This is a genomic window from Faecalimonas umbilicata (assembly GCF_042846195.1).
GTDB lineage: Bacteria > Bacillota > Clostridia > Lachnospirales > Lachnospiraceae > Faecalimonas > Faecalimonas umbilicata.
In genome coordinates this window covers 750,642-764,740 of sequence record NZ_AP031411.1, presented here as the reverse complement: position 1 = coordinate 764,740, position 14,099 = coordinate 750,642, and the positions used below count along the sequence as shown (strand labels likewise).

13 protein-coding genes are annotated in these 14,099 nt (G+C 42.6%); 3 read left to right on the top strand and 10 right to left on the bottom strand.

The window, feature by feature from the left end:
* Nucleotides 1-28 precede the first annotated feature (28 nt).
* The 5 genes from mraZ to asnB all read right to left on the bottom strand — a co-directional run bounded on the left by mraZ (nucleotide 29) and on the right by asnB (nucleotide 4,931).
* Entirely contained in the window at nucleotides 29-466 is a 438-nt protein-coding gene (gene mraZ, locus ACGG81_RS03730) for a division/cell wall cluster transcriptional repressor MraZ (protein ID WP_008976470.1), read from the bottom strand.
* Nucleotides 467-657: 191 nt separating this feature from the next.
* Nucleotides 658-888 carry a hypothetical protein gene (locus ACGG81_RS03725; protein ID WP_009262942.1) on the bottom strand — a complete coding sequence of 77 codons (231 nt, stop codon included), beginning with the start codon at nucleotides 886-888 and terminating at the stop codon, nucleotides 658-660.
* Nucleotides 889-919: 31 nt separating this feature from the next.
* Nucleotides 920-1,759, bottom strand: a complete 840-nt coding sequence (locus ACGG81_RS03720) for a DegV family protein (protein WP_120105799.1) — start codon at nucleotides 1,757-1,759, stop codon at nucleotides 920-922.
* Between the two features lie 108 nt (nucleotides 1,760-1,867).
* Nucleotides 1,868-3,043 (bottom strand): FtsW/RodA/SpoVE family cell cycle protein, encoded by a 1,176-nt coding sequence (locus ACGG81_RS03715; RefSeq protein ID WP_120105800.1) that lies wholly within the window; start codon nucleotides 3,041-3,043, stop codon nucleotides 1,868-1,870.
* A gap of 25 nt (nucleotides 3,044-3,068) precedes the next feature.
* Entirely contained in the window at nucleotides 3,069-4,931 is a 1,863-nt protein-coding gene (gene asnB / locus ACGG81_RS03710) for an asparagine synthase (glutamine-hydrolyzing) (RefSeq protein WP_008976474.1), read from the bottom strand.
* 180 nt (nucleotides 4,932-5,111) lie between these two features.
* On the opposite strand from asnB, the gene ACGG81_RS03705 reads away from it, so the two are divergent.
* From ACGG81_RS03705 to ACGG81_RS03695, 3 genes are read left to right on the top strand one after another with little or no spacing between them, the layout of a single operon-like run.
* A complete protein-coding gene (locus ACGG81_RS03705; RefSeq protein WP_009262945.1) occupies nucleotides 5,112-5,375 on the top strand; it encodes a spore coat associated protein CotJA in 264 nt (87 codons plus the stop codon).
* On the top strand, nucleotides 5,372-5,644 hold the full coding sequence (locus ACGG81_RS03700) for a spore coat protein CotJB (RefSeq protein ID WP_008976476.1): 273 nt from the start codon (nucleotides 5,372-5,374) through the stop codon (nucleotides 5,642-5,644). Before ACGG81_RS03705 ends, ACGG81_RS03700 begins: the two co-directional genes overlap by 4 nt.
* A 3-nt stretch (nucleotides 5,645-5,647) precedes the next feature.
* Nucleotides 5,648-6,271 carry a manganese catalase family protein gene (locus ACGG81_RS03695; protein WP_009262946.1) on the top strand — a complete coding sequence of 208 codons (624 nt, stop codon included), beginning with the start codon at nucleotides 5,648-5,650 and terminating at the stop codon, nucleotides 6,269-6,271.
* A gap of 93 nt (nucleotides 6,272-6,364) precedes the next feature.
* Here the strand turns inward: ACGG81_RS03695 and ACGG81_RS03690 are convergent, their stop codons facing one another.
* The 5 genes from ACGG81_RS03690 to ACGG81_RS03670 form a co-directional block, all read right to left on the bottom strand.
* Nucleotides 6,365-7,702: a S1C family serine protease gene (locus tag ACGG81_RS03690; RefSeq protein ID WP_008976478.1), complete on the bottom strand. Its 1,338-nt coding sequence runs from the start codon at nucleotides 7,700-7,702 to the stop codon at nucleotides 6,365-6,367.
* A gap of 115 nt (nucleotides 7,703-7,817) precedes the next feature.
* Complete coding sequence (gene glmS / locus ACGG81_RS03685; protein ID WP_117501167.1) at nucleotides 7,818-9,644, bottom strand: glutamine--fructose-6-phosphate transaminase (isomerizing); 1,827 nt, start codon at nucleotides 9,642-9,644, stop codon at nucleotides 7,818-7,820.
* Between the two features lie 244 nt (nucleotides 9,645-9,888).
* Entirely contained in the window at nucleotides 9,889-11,040 is a 1,152-nt protein-coding gene (locus tag ACGG81_RS03680) for a hypothetical protein (RefSeq protein ID WP_117501168.1), read from the bottom strand.
* 46 nt (nucleotides 11,041-11,086) lie between these two features.
* Nucleotides 11,087-12,625 carry a cohesin domain-containing protein gene (locus ACGG81_RS03675; RefSeq protein ID WP_270602519.1) on the bottom strand — a complete coding sequence of 513 codons (1,539 nt, stop codon included), beginning with the start codon at nucleotides 12,623-12,625 and terminating at the stop codon, nucleotides 11,087-11,089.
* Between the two features lie 30 nt (nucleotides 12,626-12,655).
* Entirely contained in the window at nucleotides 12,656-14,038 is a 1,383-nt protein-coding gene (locus tag ACGG81_RS03670; protein ID WP_008976482.1) for an LCP family protein, read from the bottom strand.
* Between the last annotated feature and the right edge of the window lie 61 nt (nucleotides 14,039-14,099).

Sequence of the window (14,099 nt, the reverse complement as noted above, 5' to 3'; positions counted from 1 at the left end):
TCACTTGCTCTCTTTCTATTGTCATGAATTAGATGCCAAGCCCTAATTCTTCCATGTGACCGGCAATATCATCCATATTTGCTTCTACTTCAGCATTACTTTCATCCCATTTTGCCTTATCCCAAATCTCAACTCGATCCAGCACCCCTACCAGAACGACTTCCTTTTCAAGACCGGCAAAATCTCTCAGGGCTGAAGAGATTAAAACTCTTCCTTGTTTGTCAAGTACGCCTTCCACTGCACTCCCAAGGAAAAAGCGCGTAAAAGTTCTTGCGTTCTTGTTTGTAAGCGGTAAGGTTCTGAGCTTTTCTTCAAAAAGTTTCCACTCATTGTCCGGATACACAAATAAGCAGTTATCTAACCCTTTTGTAATTACAAAACTGTCACCAAGTATCTCTCGAAACTTGGCAGGGATAATTAATCTGCCTTTTGAATCAATACTATGATTATATTCTCCAGTCAACATGAAGGTCACCTTCTCTCGAAATGGTCTGCCACTTCCTTTCCATTTCGTACCACTTTTCACCACTTTCTACCACTTAGATTCATTGTACCCCACTTCTTACTTGATTTCAAGACTTTTTTTCAGTTTTCTAGTTTTCATTTTAAAAAGAGAGCCAGAAAAGATCTTACTCTCTTCTCCGACTCCCTTCACGATTATGCACCTTGCAAATATTCTGTTACCGCACTGTAATCCACTTCATAGGATTCTCTTGGCTGGCTCTCTGTATAAGTACTGTATACCGAATAACCGATCCATCCCAGAACCGCCACACACACAACAGATACTACAGTCTTTCGAACTGTATTCATAACTTTTTGGCGGCGCAGCATCTTCTTTCTGTTGGCTTTTTCTTCCTTATATCTGTTTACTTTCTCCTGACTCATTTCTTTCACAGCTCCTTTGCAACATCTTCTCTTATATTACAACAATGATTCCCCCATCATTTGCATACATACTGCTGATTCCTGCTGTATTTGAGATGATCACATCTTTCACTTTTTTCTTTTCTTTGATCATCTCCGCCACCGCCTCTGCTCTCTCCCTGCAGTTGCAATGTGCAATCCCAAGAATCTTATTCTCCCCGCATTGAATTCCTTCCGCAGCCATTTCTGTCATCTTCGCCAATGCTTTCTTAATTCCACGTGCCTGACCGATCTGGTAAATTGTTCCTTCCGGAGTAGCTCCCATTACAGGCTTTATATTCAATGCACTGGCAACCAATGCTTTGACTCCCTTTAATCTTCCATTTTTCTTTAAAGTTTCCAAAGTTTCCAGGACAAAATATAATTTCTGACTTTCTATATATTCTTCTACTGTCTGAATGACCTCCTCAAATGTCATGCCAGCTTCTTCGCATTCCTGAATTTTCAGCGCGATCAAAGTTTCCCCGACAGAAGCAGATTTGGAGTTAAAAATATGGATCTGCTTCTTCCCATATTCCTCCTCGTACAGATTTTTCCCAAGCACTGCACTGTTATACGAACCACTAAGTTCTGCTGCCAATGTTACAACGTATACACGTTCCGCTTCTCCAGCATAGCTTTCCATATAACGTTCCGGAGATGGGCAAGACGACTTCGGACATTCTCCACTGGCTGCAATCCGTTTTAAAAAGTCTGCCTGATCAAAGGTCTCATCATCTACAATCGTACTTCCTTCTAATTCTATACTCATCGCAACAGATTCAAAATATCCGCTTTGTTTCATCTCTTCTGTCAATTCTCCGCAACTGTCCACGACAATCTTGTAATTCATTCTTCATCCCTCCCAGATACCAGCTCTCATGATACTCAATCATGTTTTCATGTAGTTTTCAATACTACATTATAATACCACACTGCCTGCTATATGAAAAGTTTTTTCTTAAGTTTCTTCAAACTTTATCGTGCGCGATACCCCTAATGCCAGCCCCATCTCTGACATCAAGAACAAAATCGACGTACCTCCGTAGCTAAAAAACGGAAGTGTGATTCCAGTAGTCGGAATCAAGTTTGTTACAACCGCAATATTCAAAATGACCTGAAGCGCAATATGCGTAAAAATTCCAGTTACGATCAAAGAGCCGTATAAATCCGGGGCATTTTGTGCAATGAACATCAGGCGATATAAAAGCATGCCAAAAAGGATTAAAATAACGATTGCGCCAAAGATTCCAAGTTCCTCGCAGATTGCCGCAAGAATCATATCATTTTGTACCTCCGGAATTGCCGAAAGCTTCTGAACACTGTTCCCAAGTCCTTTGCCCCAGAATCCTCCGGAACCAATCGCATACAATCCCTGCATTACCTGATATCCGCCTTCTGCCATATGCTTGTCCGGCTGAAGCCATGTAACGACACGCTGGATACGGAAATTATCACTGGAAGAAAGCTGCACTAAAATAATCACCAGAAAAATTCCAACAGCCACCATTCCGCCAACTGCAATCTTGATAAAAGGCCTTGTCTTCGGGTGCGCCACAAAAATCATACCACACACGATCCCTGCCACGATAATTGCCGTACTTAAGTTATCGGTAAAGAAAAATACGCTGAACGAAGCAAATCCTCCATAGACAAGCACTCGCGTCATCCCGGCACTTGTCTTAAGATATTTCCCAAGCTGACAGATAATATACGGAATGAATATGATCACTGCAATCTTCGCCACTTCGGATGGCTGCATCTGAAACGGGGTATCTTTAATACCAAGCCATCTCTTTGATCCATTTGCCTCAAGTCCAAGCGGCGACCAGCGCACAAGTACCATCAGAAAAATCGAAATATAATAAATGATTTTTGCAAACGGGGCATAGAGATGGTAATCAATCTTGGAAATAACAAGCATCACAACAAAACTTCCTGCCGTGACCATTGCCTGTCTTCTGAACAAATACATTCCATCACCATTGTTCGCCGCCTGAGAATTGTAGGCACTGGCACTGTACAGCATAATCAAACCGAAACAGATAATAAAAATCAAAACCGCAAGCAGGTTATAGTCAAAATATTCAATTTTCTTTCTCGTCCCTTCCCGCAGGACTTTCCTACGTATTGCCATCTACTTCTCCTGTTCTGTACTTTTTCTACTTGTTGCTCATCGCCGGATGCACTGGTTTCCCATTTGCAAAAAAGCGTTCATACCAAAGCAGGAAAATATAGACCGTCCATATCTTTCTGCTGTTGTCAAATTTACCGGCACGATGCTCTTCCAAAAGTTTTTTCAGATAAGCAGTATCAAAGAACTGCTCCGCTTCCTTCGTCTCAAACATCGCTCTGACACGGTTATAATATTGGTCTTCTTTGAGCCAGACACGGATTGGAATCGGGAATCCAAGCTTCTTCTTCTCTGCTGTATAACTTCTGATCTCACGATCTGCTGCCGCACGGAGTGCAATCTTCGTGCGAGGTGCGTCAATCTTATATTTCAGAGGAAGGCTCTGTGCAACCTCCATCACTTCTTTATCAAGGAAAGGTACCCTTACTTCCAGTGAATTTGCCATTCCCATCTTATCGCCCTTCATTAAAATGTCATGAACAAGCCATAAATGCATATCCAGATACTGCATTTTTGTCACCGGATCTTTGTCTTTTACTCGCTCATAGATCGGCGCTGTCACTTTCATTGTATCTGGTCTTCTGCTATTTTTCAACAGTCTTCCTGCTTCCTTCTCTGTAAAAATATATGCATTCCCAATATATCGCTCTTCCAGTGTCTTTGAATGCCGAATCAGAAAACTCCGACCTTTCATTCCTCGCGGAAGGCAATTTTCTGCAAATACTCCGAGCGCTTTCCTGATCGGACGCGGGATTTTATTAAATCCAGTATACTCGATCGGCTCACAATAAATCTGATACCCTCCGAACAACTCGTCCGATCCTTCTCCTGAAAGTACTACTTTTACTTTCTTGGCCGCTTCTTTACTCAGAAAATACAGTGCGATTGCCGCCGGATCTGCCACTGGCTCATCCATATAGTACTGTATATCTGAAAGACTGTCCCAGTATTCTTCCGGCTCAATAATCTTACTGTCATTCTTTACACCGATGCTGTCGGCAAACTCCTTCGCATCTTTGATCTCGCTGTATTGTTCCTGTCCAAAACCAACTGTAAACGTCCGGTCTACTTCTCCTAAATAGGCCATATAGCTCGAATCTACACCACTGGAAAGATAAGAACCTACCTCCACATCACTGATCTTATGCATTTTGACAGATTCTCTCATCACACGTTCCACATCATCAACGATCTCCTCAAACGGCTTGTCCGTCTTTCCATGGAAATCCGGTTCATAATAACGGCTGATGGAAAGCGTTCCATTCTGATATGTGAAATAGTGTCCCGGCTGGAGACAAAATACCCCTTTAAAAAATGTCTCGTTTGTCGGCACAAACTGAAATGACAAATAGTCTGCAAGCGCATCTTCATTAAATACCTTATCAAACTTCGGATGCTCCACAAATGATTTAATCTCTGATCCAAATAAAAATGTGCCGTTCATCTGTGCATAATAAAACGGCTTGATTCCGAAAATATCACGCGCGCCAAAGAGCTTCTTCTCTACCCTGTCCCAGATCACAAATCCGTACATGCCCCGGAGACGGTCTACAAGTTGTTCTCCCCACTCTTCATATCCGTGCAGCAAGGTCTCCGAATCTGTATGTGTCGTAAAAGTATGTCCTGCAGCGATCAGTTCTTCGCGAAGTTCCTGATAGTTATAGATTTCCCCATTGAATACAAGTACTTTTGTCCGGTCCTCATTATACAATGGCTGGTCTCCAACTGCGGAAATATCAATGATACTTAACCTTCTAAATCCAAGTGCCGCATCCTCATCCAGAAACTGTCCGGCACTGTCCGGTCCACGGTGCACGATCGTATTCATCATATTTTCAAGCACTTGCTCTTTGTTGTCAATATTTCCGACGAATCCTGTAAATCCACACATAGTTATACTCTCCTTTTGTTCTGTTTCCAAATTATACTTTTTTATTATACCCTTCCTCTTCACTGATTGCAATTTTTTTATTCTGTTTCTGCCATTCCTCCGGTTTTCTTTCTGTGAACGCACGGTTTCTCTGCTAAAACATACAATAATATCAGATAGAAGAAGAAAGGAGCTTTCCATATGCAAAATTATCATCAGAATAACTGTGGCTGCAGGCAGACAACCGACTATGGAAGATATTCTTCCACACAATATGTTTCCCGCCCGCAGGCAACTCCATGCTGCGACAGAGAAGACAGTCTGGACGGCATGCCACTTGCAATGGCTTATGTTCCATGGCAGATCTGGCAGCGCATTTACGAGGCCGAAAAAGGATTTTGCCGGGGAACCATCTTTGAAGAACTCGACAAACCATTTCATGGGATGGGAGGTTGTAATCGATGACAAACAACGCACCTTGCCGCAAAGATCTTCTCTGCCTGATCAACCGTGTCAGTTTTGCCGTAGATGATGTCAAACTTTTTCTTGACACTCATCCTTGCGATGCCAATGCGCTGGCCTACTTCCACGAATACAGTAAGCTTCGGAATCAGGCGCTCAAAGAATATGCAAAATATTACGGACCGCTGACGATTGATACGACTATGACCTCCTGTACAGACAGGTGGAACTGGATCAATGAACCATGGCCGTGGCAGGAAGGAGGATGTTAGTTCATGTGGAATTATGAAAAAAGATTACAGTATCCCGTCAAAATCACGCAAACCAATCCAAAGATCGCACAAGTCATCATCAGTCAATTTGGTGGTCCCGACGGCGAACTCGCTGCATCTATGCGTTATCTTTCCCAGCGATATACAATGCCATACCGGGAAGTAATCGGAACATTGACAGATATAGGTACCGAGGAGCTTGCTCATATGGAAATGATCTGCGCAATCGTATACCAACTGACGAAAGATCTGACTCCGGAACAGATCAAAGAATCTGGCTTTGACAAATATTATGTCGACCATACTCTCGCACTCTGGCCTCAGTCTGCCGGAGGAACACCTTGGACTGCAACTTATTTCCAATCCAAAGGGGATCCAATCACTGACCTCCATGAAGATATGGCCGCAGAGCAGAAAGCTCGAACCACCTACGACAATATTCTCCGGTTGGTGAAAGATCCTGAAATCTGCGAACCAATCCGTTTTCTACGGGAACGTGAGATTGTTCATTATCAGCGTTTCGGCGAAAGTCTCCGAATCGTTCAAGATCATTTGGACAGCAAAAACTTCTATGCGTTCAATCCTGAATTTGATATGAAATCTTGCTTCAAATGCGACACTGAATAACATTCTAAAAGAGAAAGAGCATCCTTCTAAGAAAACCATTCATGGAAATGTTTTCGTTTTCTGAAGGATGCTCTTTTTTATTATCTTCTTTTCCTATCTCTTTGGAATTGCTGTTTCAGTCTGTTTTTCACTCAAGACAACTTCCACTTCTTTTTCTTCATATGAACCGTCTTTTCCCGGCATCTCTACCGTCAGTGTCACAGTTTCACCCACACGGTAGTAAGAAAGTAAATTCTGGAGTGTTGTCATACTGTCTACACTGCTTCCGTCAAGCTCTGTAATGACTCCGCCACGCACAAGTCCTGCTTTCTCCGCTCCGGTTCCTTCGATGACATTTCTGATATAAACACCGGTCGGCATACCGTATAATTCGGCACTTTCTGCCTCCACGTTTGTGATTTCAACTCCTAAAAATCCTCTCTCATCTTCCGGTACCTGCTCCCTTGTTTCTTTGTTCATCAAAGTTGTGATCGTCTCATTTGCATCAGAAATTGGAATTGCATATCCCATTCCCTCTACCGCATCGCTGCTTACTTTCACTGTATTGATTCCGATCACCTCTCCATTCGCATTGACAAGGGCTCCACCACTGTTTCCCGGATTGATTGCAGCATCTGTCTGAATCAATTCTGCATCAAATCCTTCCATATCAATCTGTCTGTTCAATGCACTGACAATTCCTGTTGTCACTGACTGTCCATAACCAAGTGCATTTCCAATTGCAATTACCGGCTCCCCTACTTGAAGCTTTGTGGAATCTCCCAAGGTTGCTACTTTGATTTCTCCCATCGTCTCTTCTTCGATGTTCTCCAGTGGAACCGCAATGACTGCAAGGTCTCTTGATGCATCTGTTCCTTTAATCTTTGCTTCTGCACTTGACTCATTGATGAAGCTGACAGTCAATGTTGTACTTCCTTCCACAACATGATTGTTTGTCGCGATCAAAAGTTCTGTGTCATTTTGTCCGACAATGATTCCTGAACCGCTGCTTTGTACTTCCTGACTGCTTGTTCCTCCAAAGAAACTTTGTACTTGCTGTACACTCATATTTGTGATAGATACAACCGATGGCATCACACTGTTTACTACTTCTGACACATCAGATGTCACTGTGCTTGATGTTCTTGTCAAAGATGTACTGTCGACCTTCTTCTCAGAAGATTTTTCTGTCTTTACTTTTTCTCCGAAAAGAGCATTTCCCACGAAATTTGTTGTCTGAAACGCCGCACTTGCAATCACGCCAAATGCAACTGCAAAACAGAGCCCTCCTGCAATTTTCGCTGCTTTTTTATGATCTCGCGGTTTCTTTTCTTTTTTTCTGTGAGAAAAATCCGGGTCTGTCTGTCCGAAATGAAAATCCGGTCCTCCATTCCCCGTTGCCTGATTTTGAAACTGATCATTTGGTGTATTATAATTATATTGATTATCCATAAACAAGTCTCCCTTCCTTTTCACATATTCTTTCGCTTTTGTGATTATCAGTATAAGCGATATTTGTGATGGAATTGTGTTCTCTTCGTTAAAAAAAAGTGTTTTTAGATCTTGTTTATTCTACTGTCACCGATTTCGCGAGATTTCTCGGCTTATCCACATCGCACCCTCTTCCGACTGACACATAATATCCAAATAACTGCAGCGGAATGATCGCAAGTGAATTTGTAAAGTATTTATTTGTTTTCGGGATATAGAGAACGTAATCGGCGGCTCTCTCTACTTCCGTATTGCCTTCATTTGTAATTGCAAGAACAAAAGCACCTCTCGTCCTTACCTCAACCATATTGCTGATCATTTTCTTGTACAGATCTTCCTGTGTCAATACCGCTGCCACAAGTGTTCCTTCCTCGATCAGAGAAATCGTTCCATGTTTCAATTCTCCTGCCGCATAGGCTTCTGAATGGATATAGGAAATCTCTTTTAACTTTAAGGATCCCTCCATCGAAATCGCATAGTCAATTCCACGCCCGATAAAAAATATGTCCTTTGCAGCCAGATATCTGTTTGCAAATTTCTGAACTTTCTCCTGTTGCTTTAAGAGTACTTCTACCTGTTCCGGAAGTTTTCTTAAATCTGACAACATTTCTCTCTGTAATTCTGGTGCTATTTTTCCTCTCACACCCGCAAATTTCATTGCAAGAAGATACAGTGCTGCAAGCTGAGAGGAATATGCCTTCGTAGTAGCGACTGCAATCTCCGGTCCTGCCCATGTATACATCACATTGTCCGCTTCCCTTGCAATCGAACTTCCCACAACATTGACAATCCCAAGTACCTTACTTCCTTTTCTCTTTGCTTCGCGCAATGCCGCCAGTGAATCCGCCGTTTCTCCTGACTGACTGATGATCAGTACAAGTGTACCGTCTCCAAGGATTGGATCCCGATATCGAAATTCCGATGCAACATCTACCTCTACCGGAATTCTTGCCAGCCCTTCAAAAATGTACTTGCTCGTAACACCTGCGTGATATGCCGATCCACAGGCAACGATCATAATTTTTTGAATGCTTTTGATTTCCTCATCACTCATACCTAATTCTTCAATCACAATCTGTTCTTCTTTGATCCTCGGTGCAACAGTATCTGTAATTGCTTTTGGCTGTTCATACATTTCTTTCAGCATAAAATGCTCATATCCGCCCTTTTCTGCCGCATCTACATCCCACTCAATTCTTGTTGTTGTTTTCTCAATTGGTTCTTCATCCGCTGTAAAAAATGACAGTTCTTCTTTTGTCATCTTTACAATCTCCTCATTTTCAATAAACACCACATCTCTTGTATATTTCAAGACAGCGGGAACATCAGATGCAATGATATTTCCACCGTCTGTACGCCCTACGATCAGCGGGCTGTCTTTTCTCACAGCGTAAAGTTCTCCCGGATGATCTTTGAACAAAATTCCAAGTGCATAAGAGCCTTCCATTCGATGCATGATCTTTGTAATCGCCTCCAACGGATTGCCTTTGTAATAATCATCCAAAAGATGCGCGATCACTTCCGTGTCTGTCTCCGATTGGAACTCATATCCTTTTTTCTCTAATTTCTTCTTGAGTTTCAAATAATTCTCAATAATTCCATTATGTACTACCACAATACTTTCTTCCTTGTTGACATGTGGATGTGCATTCTGATCCGATGGTGAACCATGTGTCGCCCATCTCGTATGCCCAATCCCACTTGTCCCCGGAAGACCTTTCCCCTCTTGTGTCAATTCACTCAACACATGTAATCTTCCTCTAGACTTTGCAACTGCGATCTCCGCTCCGTTATAGACAGCAATCCCCGCAGAATCATATCCTCGGTATTCCAACTTGGATAATCCATCTAACAGTATCGGTGCCGCCTGTTCATTTCCTATATATCCTACAATCCCACACATGGTATAAGTCCTCCTTTTTTGCACAAACATCCGTTTTTTTTGCATTTTCGTGTTGTATTGTAGCAAGAATATCGAATTTTGTAAAGCATTTTCTCAAATAGAAAAGCTGCCGCAGAACAAAATTACACTAGAAAACTGTTTCACAGATTTTATCTATGCACACATTTTCATAATTTTTTGTTCCACAACAGCTTTTATCCTGTCATGATTGCACAGTATTAGATTCTCATACTAAAATGTATTCTTAATCAAGATCAATGAAGTCCATGGAAAATGTCTTAGAGCGATCTTCCTCATCATCAAAGTCATCCTCGAAGTCGTCCTCATCATCAAAGTCGTCTTCGTCATCGTAATCCTCTTCGTAATCATCCTCTTCATATTCATCATAATCGTCATCAAACTCAGCCTCATCAGCATCTGTTTCATAGTCTGAAAGGTCATTTTCAAAATCATCGTCTTCCTGCATACCGAACAGCTCCATCTCATCCAGTTCTCGGTTGCGTCTGTGCAATTTAATTGCAAGAATCAACACCATCAGAAGAAGGAATGCGACAACCGCAGCCACTCCGATAACTGCCTGCATCAGATGTCCTTCCAACACACCTTTGATCTTCCCTTTGATTCCCGATGCGCTGTCTTTTTTTGTCTCCGGCGCAATAAATCTCTGGTAAGTTCCCTCTTTTGAATCATACTGATATAACTGTTTTTCACCATCACTGTTTTCTGCATAGACGATGTAATAAGAAGATTTATTCTCATCCTGCCATACCGGATAAGATTTTCCATTCAATGTCAATTCTGTATCTACATAATTCTCCGGCAGTTCTGTATCCGGCTTTTCTGTGAGAAGCGTGATCTTGTATGTATCTGAAATCTCAATTGCTTCTCCTGTCGTCTGTCCTTGCTGTTCGCTGCCAGTTTGCTCTGCCACCTCTGTCTCCCCTGGAAGTGCTGTGATTGCAGAACTTCCTGTTTCCACTTCAGTCAGCTGTGCTCCCACACTGGAGGTCACCTGGTAAGATGCGACATGGATCGACAAATCTCCTGCTTTTAATACTTTAAATTTCAGAGTTGTTCTTAATTCTGCTACTGTTCCATCCCCTTTTCCCGTATAGACCAGCGATCCTTTTTCACTTCCCTCTGTGACACCTTCTGCGCCCTCAAACTGCAGCGCGCTGGCATCATAAGTCAAAGTGACATTGGCCTCTCCAATTGCACCTGCTGTAGAGGCTACCGCAAATTTAATTTCAGCCGTCTCACCTGTCTTTACGCTTCTTCCCGTTTCTTCTGTCAGGTCAGAAAACATAATACTTCCATCTGCTGCCATTACCTGAAACGGCATCATAGCAATCAGCGCAAATGCTGCTAAAACTGCTTTTACTTTCTTCATCTTCATGCTTCGTACTCCCCTTTCATTGAAACTTTTCTTTCTACACTACTGGTTAGATTAAATCGATTCCTCTTTTTTTACCGCTTCTCTTATCGAAAAATCCTTCATCCTCGTCCAGAATCTCCCGCTCCAACTCATCATCATCGTCATCATCATAATAATCTAACAAATCATCATAAGCATCTTCCGACTCATAGTCTTCTTCGTAATCATAGTCATCTTCATAATCGTCCTCGGACTCGTCATAAGCATCCTCATAAGCATAGTCATCTTCCTCGGACTCATCATAATCCTCTTCGTAATCATAGTCATCGTCGTCAGACTCGTCATAATCCTCTTCGTAATCATAGTCATCTTCGTCAGACTCGTCATAATCCTCTTCGTAATCATAGTCATCGTCGTCGGACTCATCATAATCCTCTGACGAGAACCCTCTCGCTGCACGCGGATTTTCGTCATATTCCTGATCGTAATAATCATCCAGTTCTTCATTTCTATGGCGAAGTTTTACAGCAAGGATCACAATGAGCAGCAACATCATCAGGAAAACTCCCCAAGCCCCTACCATGATTTTCGGAAGATTCTCCTCTACAAATGTTGTCACCTTATTTGCAACAGAACCATCTTGTTTCTCTTTTTCTGCCGTTGGAGGAAGAAATCTCTGGTAGGTCTTCTGTGTGCTGTCGTACTGGTATAACCCTTTTTTACCAGCATTATCCACTGCATATACCAGACAGAAATCAGCCAATTTTGTGTCAACTACATTCTGCCATGCAGGAAATACTTTCCCATTGATCTGAATTGTTGTTTCCTCATAATCTTCCGGAATATTTGCACTTTCTTTGTCATCTGTGATCAAAATATACGAATCACTTGATAAGTCTATCTTTTCAAACGCAGAGAAATGATCTGTCTCACTATCATATAAAAACAGGTTTCCCTCACCCTGCGTATCCATCAAATAAATCATCTTCTGACCGCTTCCGGTATGCACAAGGATTGTATGTGGGCTTCCCTCATATGTGAGCTGGCTCTTCTCATATCCTTCCGGGATCAGCGCTTCTGGAATATCGTCTGCAATAAAATACTGCTTTCCATCCAGCTCAATCATAGTCTGTGTGCCTGGCTGCTGTGCAGCGGCCGGCTGTGTGCCATCTCCCGCTTCAATCTTAACCGCAGATGTCCCAAGTGTCAGATTCAATTCTTCACCGCCAAACGTATACGCTGTATATCCCACTGCCTGCAAAGTTGTCTCTCCCTCTGCCAAAGCCTTGAAGGTCATGCTGTATGCGAGTTCAGAATCTATCCCATTTCCGGATGCAGAAAGCGTAATCGTTCCTGCTTCTCCAGTCGCATTGACTCCACTGACAAATTCCAGATAGGTCGGATCATAGGTAACCTGTACCTGACCATCCCCGATCGGTCCCTCTGCTGTGTTGATCTTGACAGTTACTTCTATCGTTTCTCCTGCTTTTGCAGTAGGATCTGAGAATGACAATGTTCCGTCCGCCGCCAGTGCAGTCAACGGCATACATTGGATTCCCAGAAATAATACCAATAAAAATGCTGCTGTTTTCTTTGCTATCTTCATCCTCTTATCCTCTTTATCGTATGTTTCTTGTTATTGCGTCATCTCTTGACCGGTTCCGGTATCAACACCGCCAGTCTCTCCGCCTCCCATACTGTCTCCTACATCTCCACCGCCGAGATCACTTCCACCTCCGTCCGGTGAAATGGTTCCGTCACCTCCCGGCAAACCTGATTCTCCAGTTCCTGATCCCTCGATACTTCCCGAAGAATCTCCTGTTCCATAATCTGGTGTCTGAGTCTCTCCGCCAGTCCATACATCCTGTTCCGGACTTCCATACTCATAATACTGCGGTTCCGAATAGAAGTTTACTTCATCTTCCACAAAATCAGATCCATCCGAACGGTCCAAAGATTTATTTCTTATTTTTTCATCTATCGCGGTCACAGTGGAAGACACTTCATACTCCAGATCCGGAAATAAAAATTCATGCAATTCTCTGACACTCTGGATCAGACTGTCTGGAATTACTACACTTCCGACACCACTTAATGTATCACTCGTATTGGCTTCCGGGAATCCTTTCGTAGCGCCAATCTTAAGACTGGTTCCTATTTTGGCATACTTTAACATTTCCCCAAGTTCCATACTTGTTGCCACCTGAGGGAATACTTTATCCATGATGGAATTCAACGAAGAAAAACTTACCTTTTTTGCGCTCTCCGCTATTTGTTCCAGGACAAAACGCTGACGCTCTGTTCTTTCAAAATCTCCTCCGGCTGTGTAGCGGATACGTGCGTACGATGTCGCCTGCACTCCATTCAGGTGATACGTTCCTGCAACTTCTGGTTCAATCTTTGTATAAGACTTTCCTGTCACTTCCGAAGTCTCCACACAATAATTATTCATATGCACTACTTCCGCATCAGACAATGTCACATCCATGCCGCCAAGTGCATCGATGACATCGACAAGTGCGTTGAAATTCACTGCAATATAATCCTCAATATTCAGATCCAGATTTTTATTGATCATCGCGACCGCTTCTTCTGGGCCTCCGAATGCATATGCCGAGTTCGCTTTGTTCAGGCTTCCGTCTTCCAGTTCTAACAGCGTGTCACGGTATAAAGAAACCATCTTAATCTCTTTTGTTTTATTGTTCAGACTTGCGATGATAATACTGTCACTTCTGACACCTTCGCCTAACTCCCCATCTCTGGAATCCAGTCCAAACAATGCAAGATTCGTATATCCATCTCCAAGATCAATTTCATCTGAAATACTCAATTTCTTTGTGTCCAGCTTCGTCTGCTCAAGTTTGCCAAGCTTATCTGCCGCATAGACAACACCTACCGTGATCATCAAAAGCAATGCAATGACAAAAACTAATAAAATCTTCTTTCCCAGTGACCATGTGGAAAATCCATGCTTCCGTCTTCTCCTTGCACGTCTTCTTCTTGACTGTCTCTGTGTCATAATTGTATCCTTTCTTCTTTTCCTACAACTGTTCTTCTATGTTTTTATCCGTAAGCTATCT

Excerpts from the sequence above, each read along its gene's own strand:
- mraZ (WP_008976470.1), bottom strand. The coding sequence starts at position 466 with ATGTTGACTGGAGAATATAATCATAGTATTGATTCAAAAGGCAGATTA.
- ACGG81_RS03725 (WP_009262942.1), bottom strand. The coding sequence starts at position 888 with ATGAGTCAGGAGAAAGTAAACAGATATAAGGAAGAAAAAGCCAACAGA.
- ACGG81_RS03720 (WP_120105799.1), bottom strand. The coding sequence starts at position 1,759 with ATGAATTACAAGATTGTCGTGGACAGTTGCGGAGAATTGACAGAAGAG.
- ACGG81_RS03715 (WP_120105800.1), bottom strand. The coding sequence starts at position 3,043 with ATGGCAATACGTAGGAAAGTCCTGCGGGAAGGGACGAGAAAGAAAATT.
- asnB (WP_008976474.1), bottom strand. The coding sequence starts at position 4,931 with ATGTGTGGATTTACAGGATTCGTCGGAAATATTGACAACAAAGAGCAA.
- ACGG81_RS03705 (WP_009262945.1), top strand. The coding sequence starts at position 5,112 with ATGCAAAATTATCATCAGAATAACTGTGGCTGCAGGCAGACAACCGAC.
- ACGG81_RS03700 (WP_008976476.1), top strand. The coding sequence starts at position 5,372 with ATGACAAACAACGCACCTTGCCGCAAAGATCTTCTCTGCCTGATCAAC.
- ACGG81_RS03695 (WP_009262946.1), top strand. The coding sequence starts at position 5,648 with ATGTGGAATTATGAAAAAAGATTACAGTATCCCGTCAAAATCACGCAA.
- ACGG81_RS03690 (WP_008976478.1), bottom strand. The coding sequence starts at position 7,702 with ATGGATAATCAATATAATTATAATACACCAAATGATCAGTTTCAAAAT.
- glmS (WP_117501167.1), bottom strand. The coding sequence starts at position 9,644 with ATGTGTGGGATTGTAGGATATATAGGAAATGAACAGGCGGCACCGATA.
- ACGG81_RS03680 (WP_117501168.1), bottom strand. The coding sequence starts at position 11,040 with ATGAAGATGAAGAAAGTAAAAGCAGTTTTAGCAGCATTTGCGCTGATT.
- ACGG81_RS03675 (WP_270602519.1), bottom strand. The coding sequence starts at position 12,625 with ATGAAGATAGCAAAGAAAACAGCAGCATTTTTATTGGTATTATTTCTG.
- ACGG81_RS03670 (WP_008976482.1), bottom strand. The coding sequence starts at position 14,038 with ATGACACAGAGACAGTCAAGAAGAAGACGTGCAAGGAGAAGACGGAAG.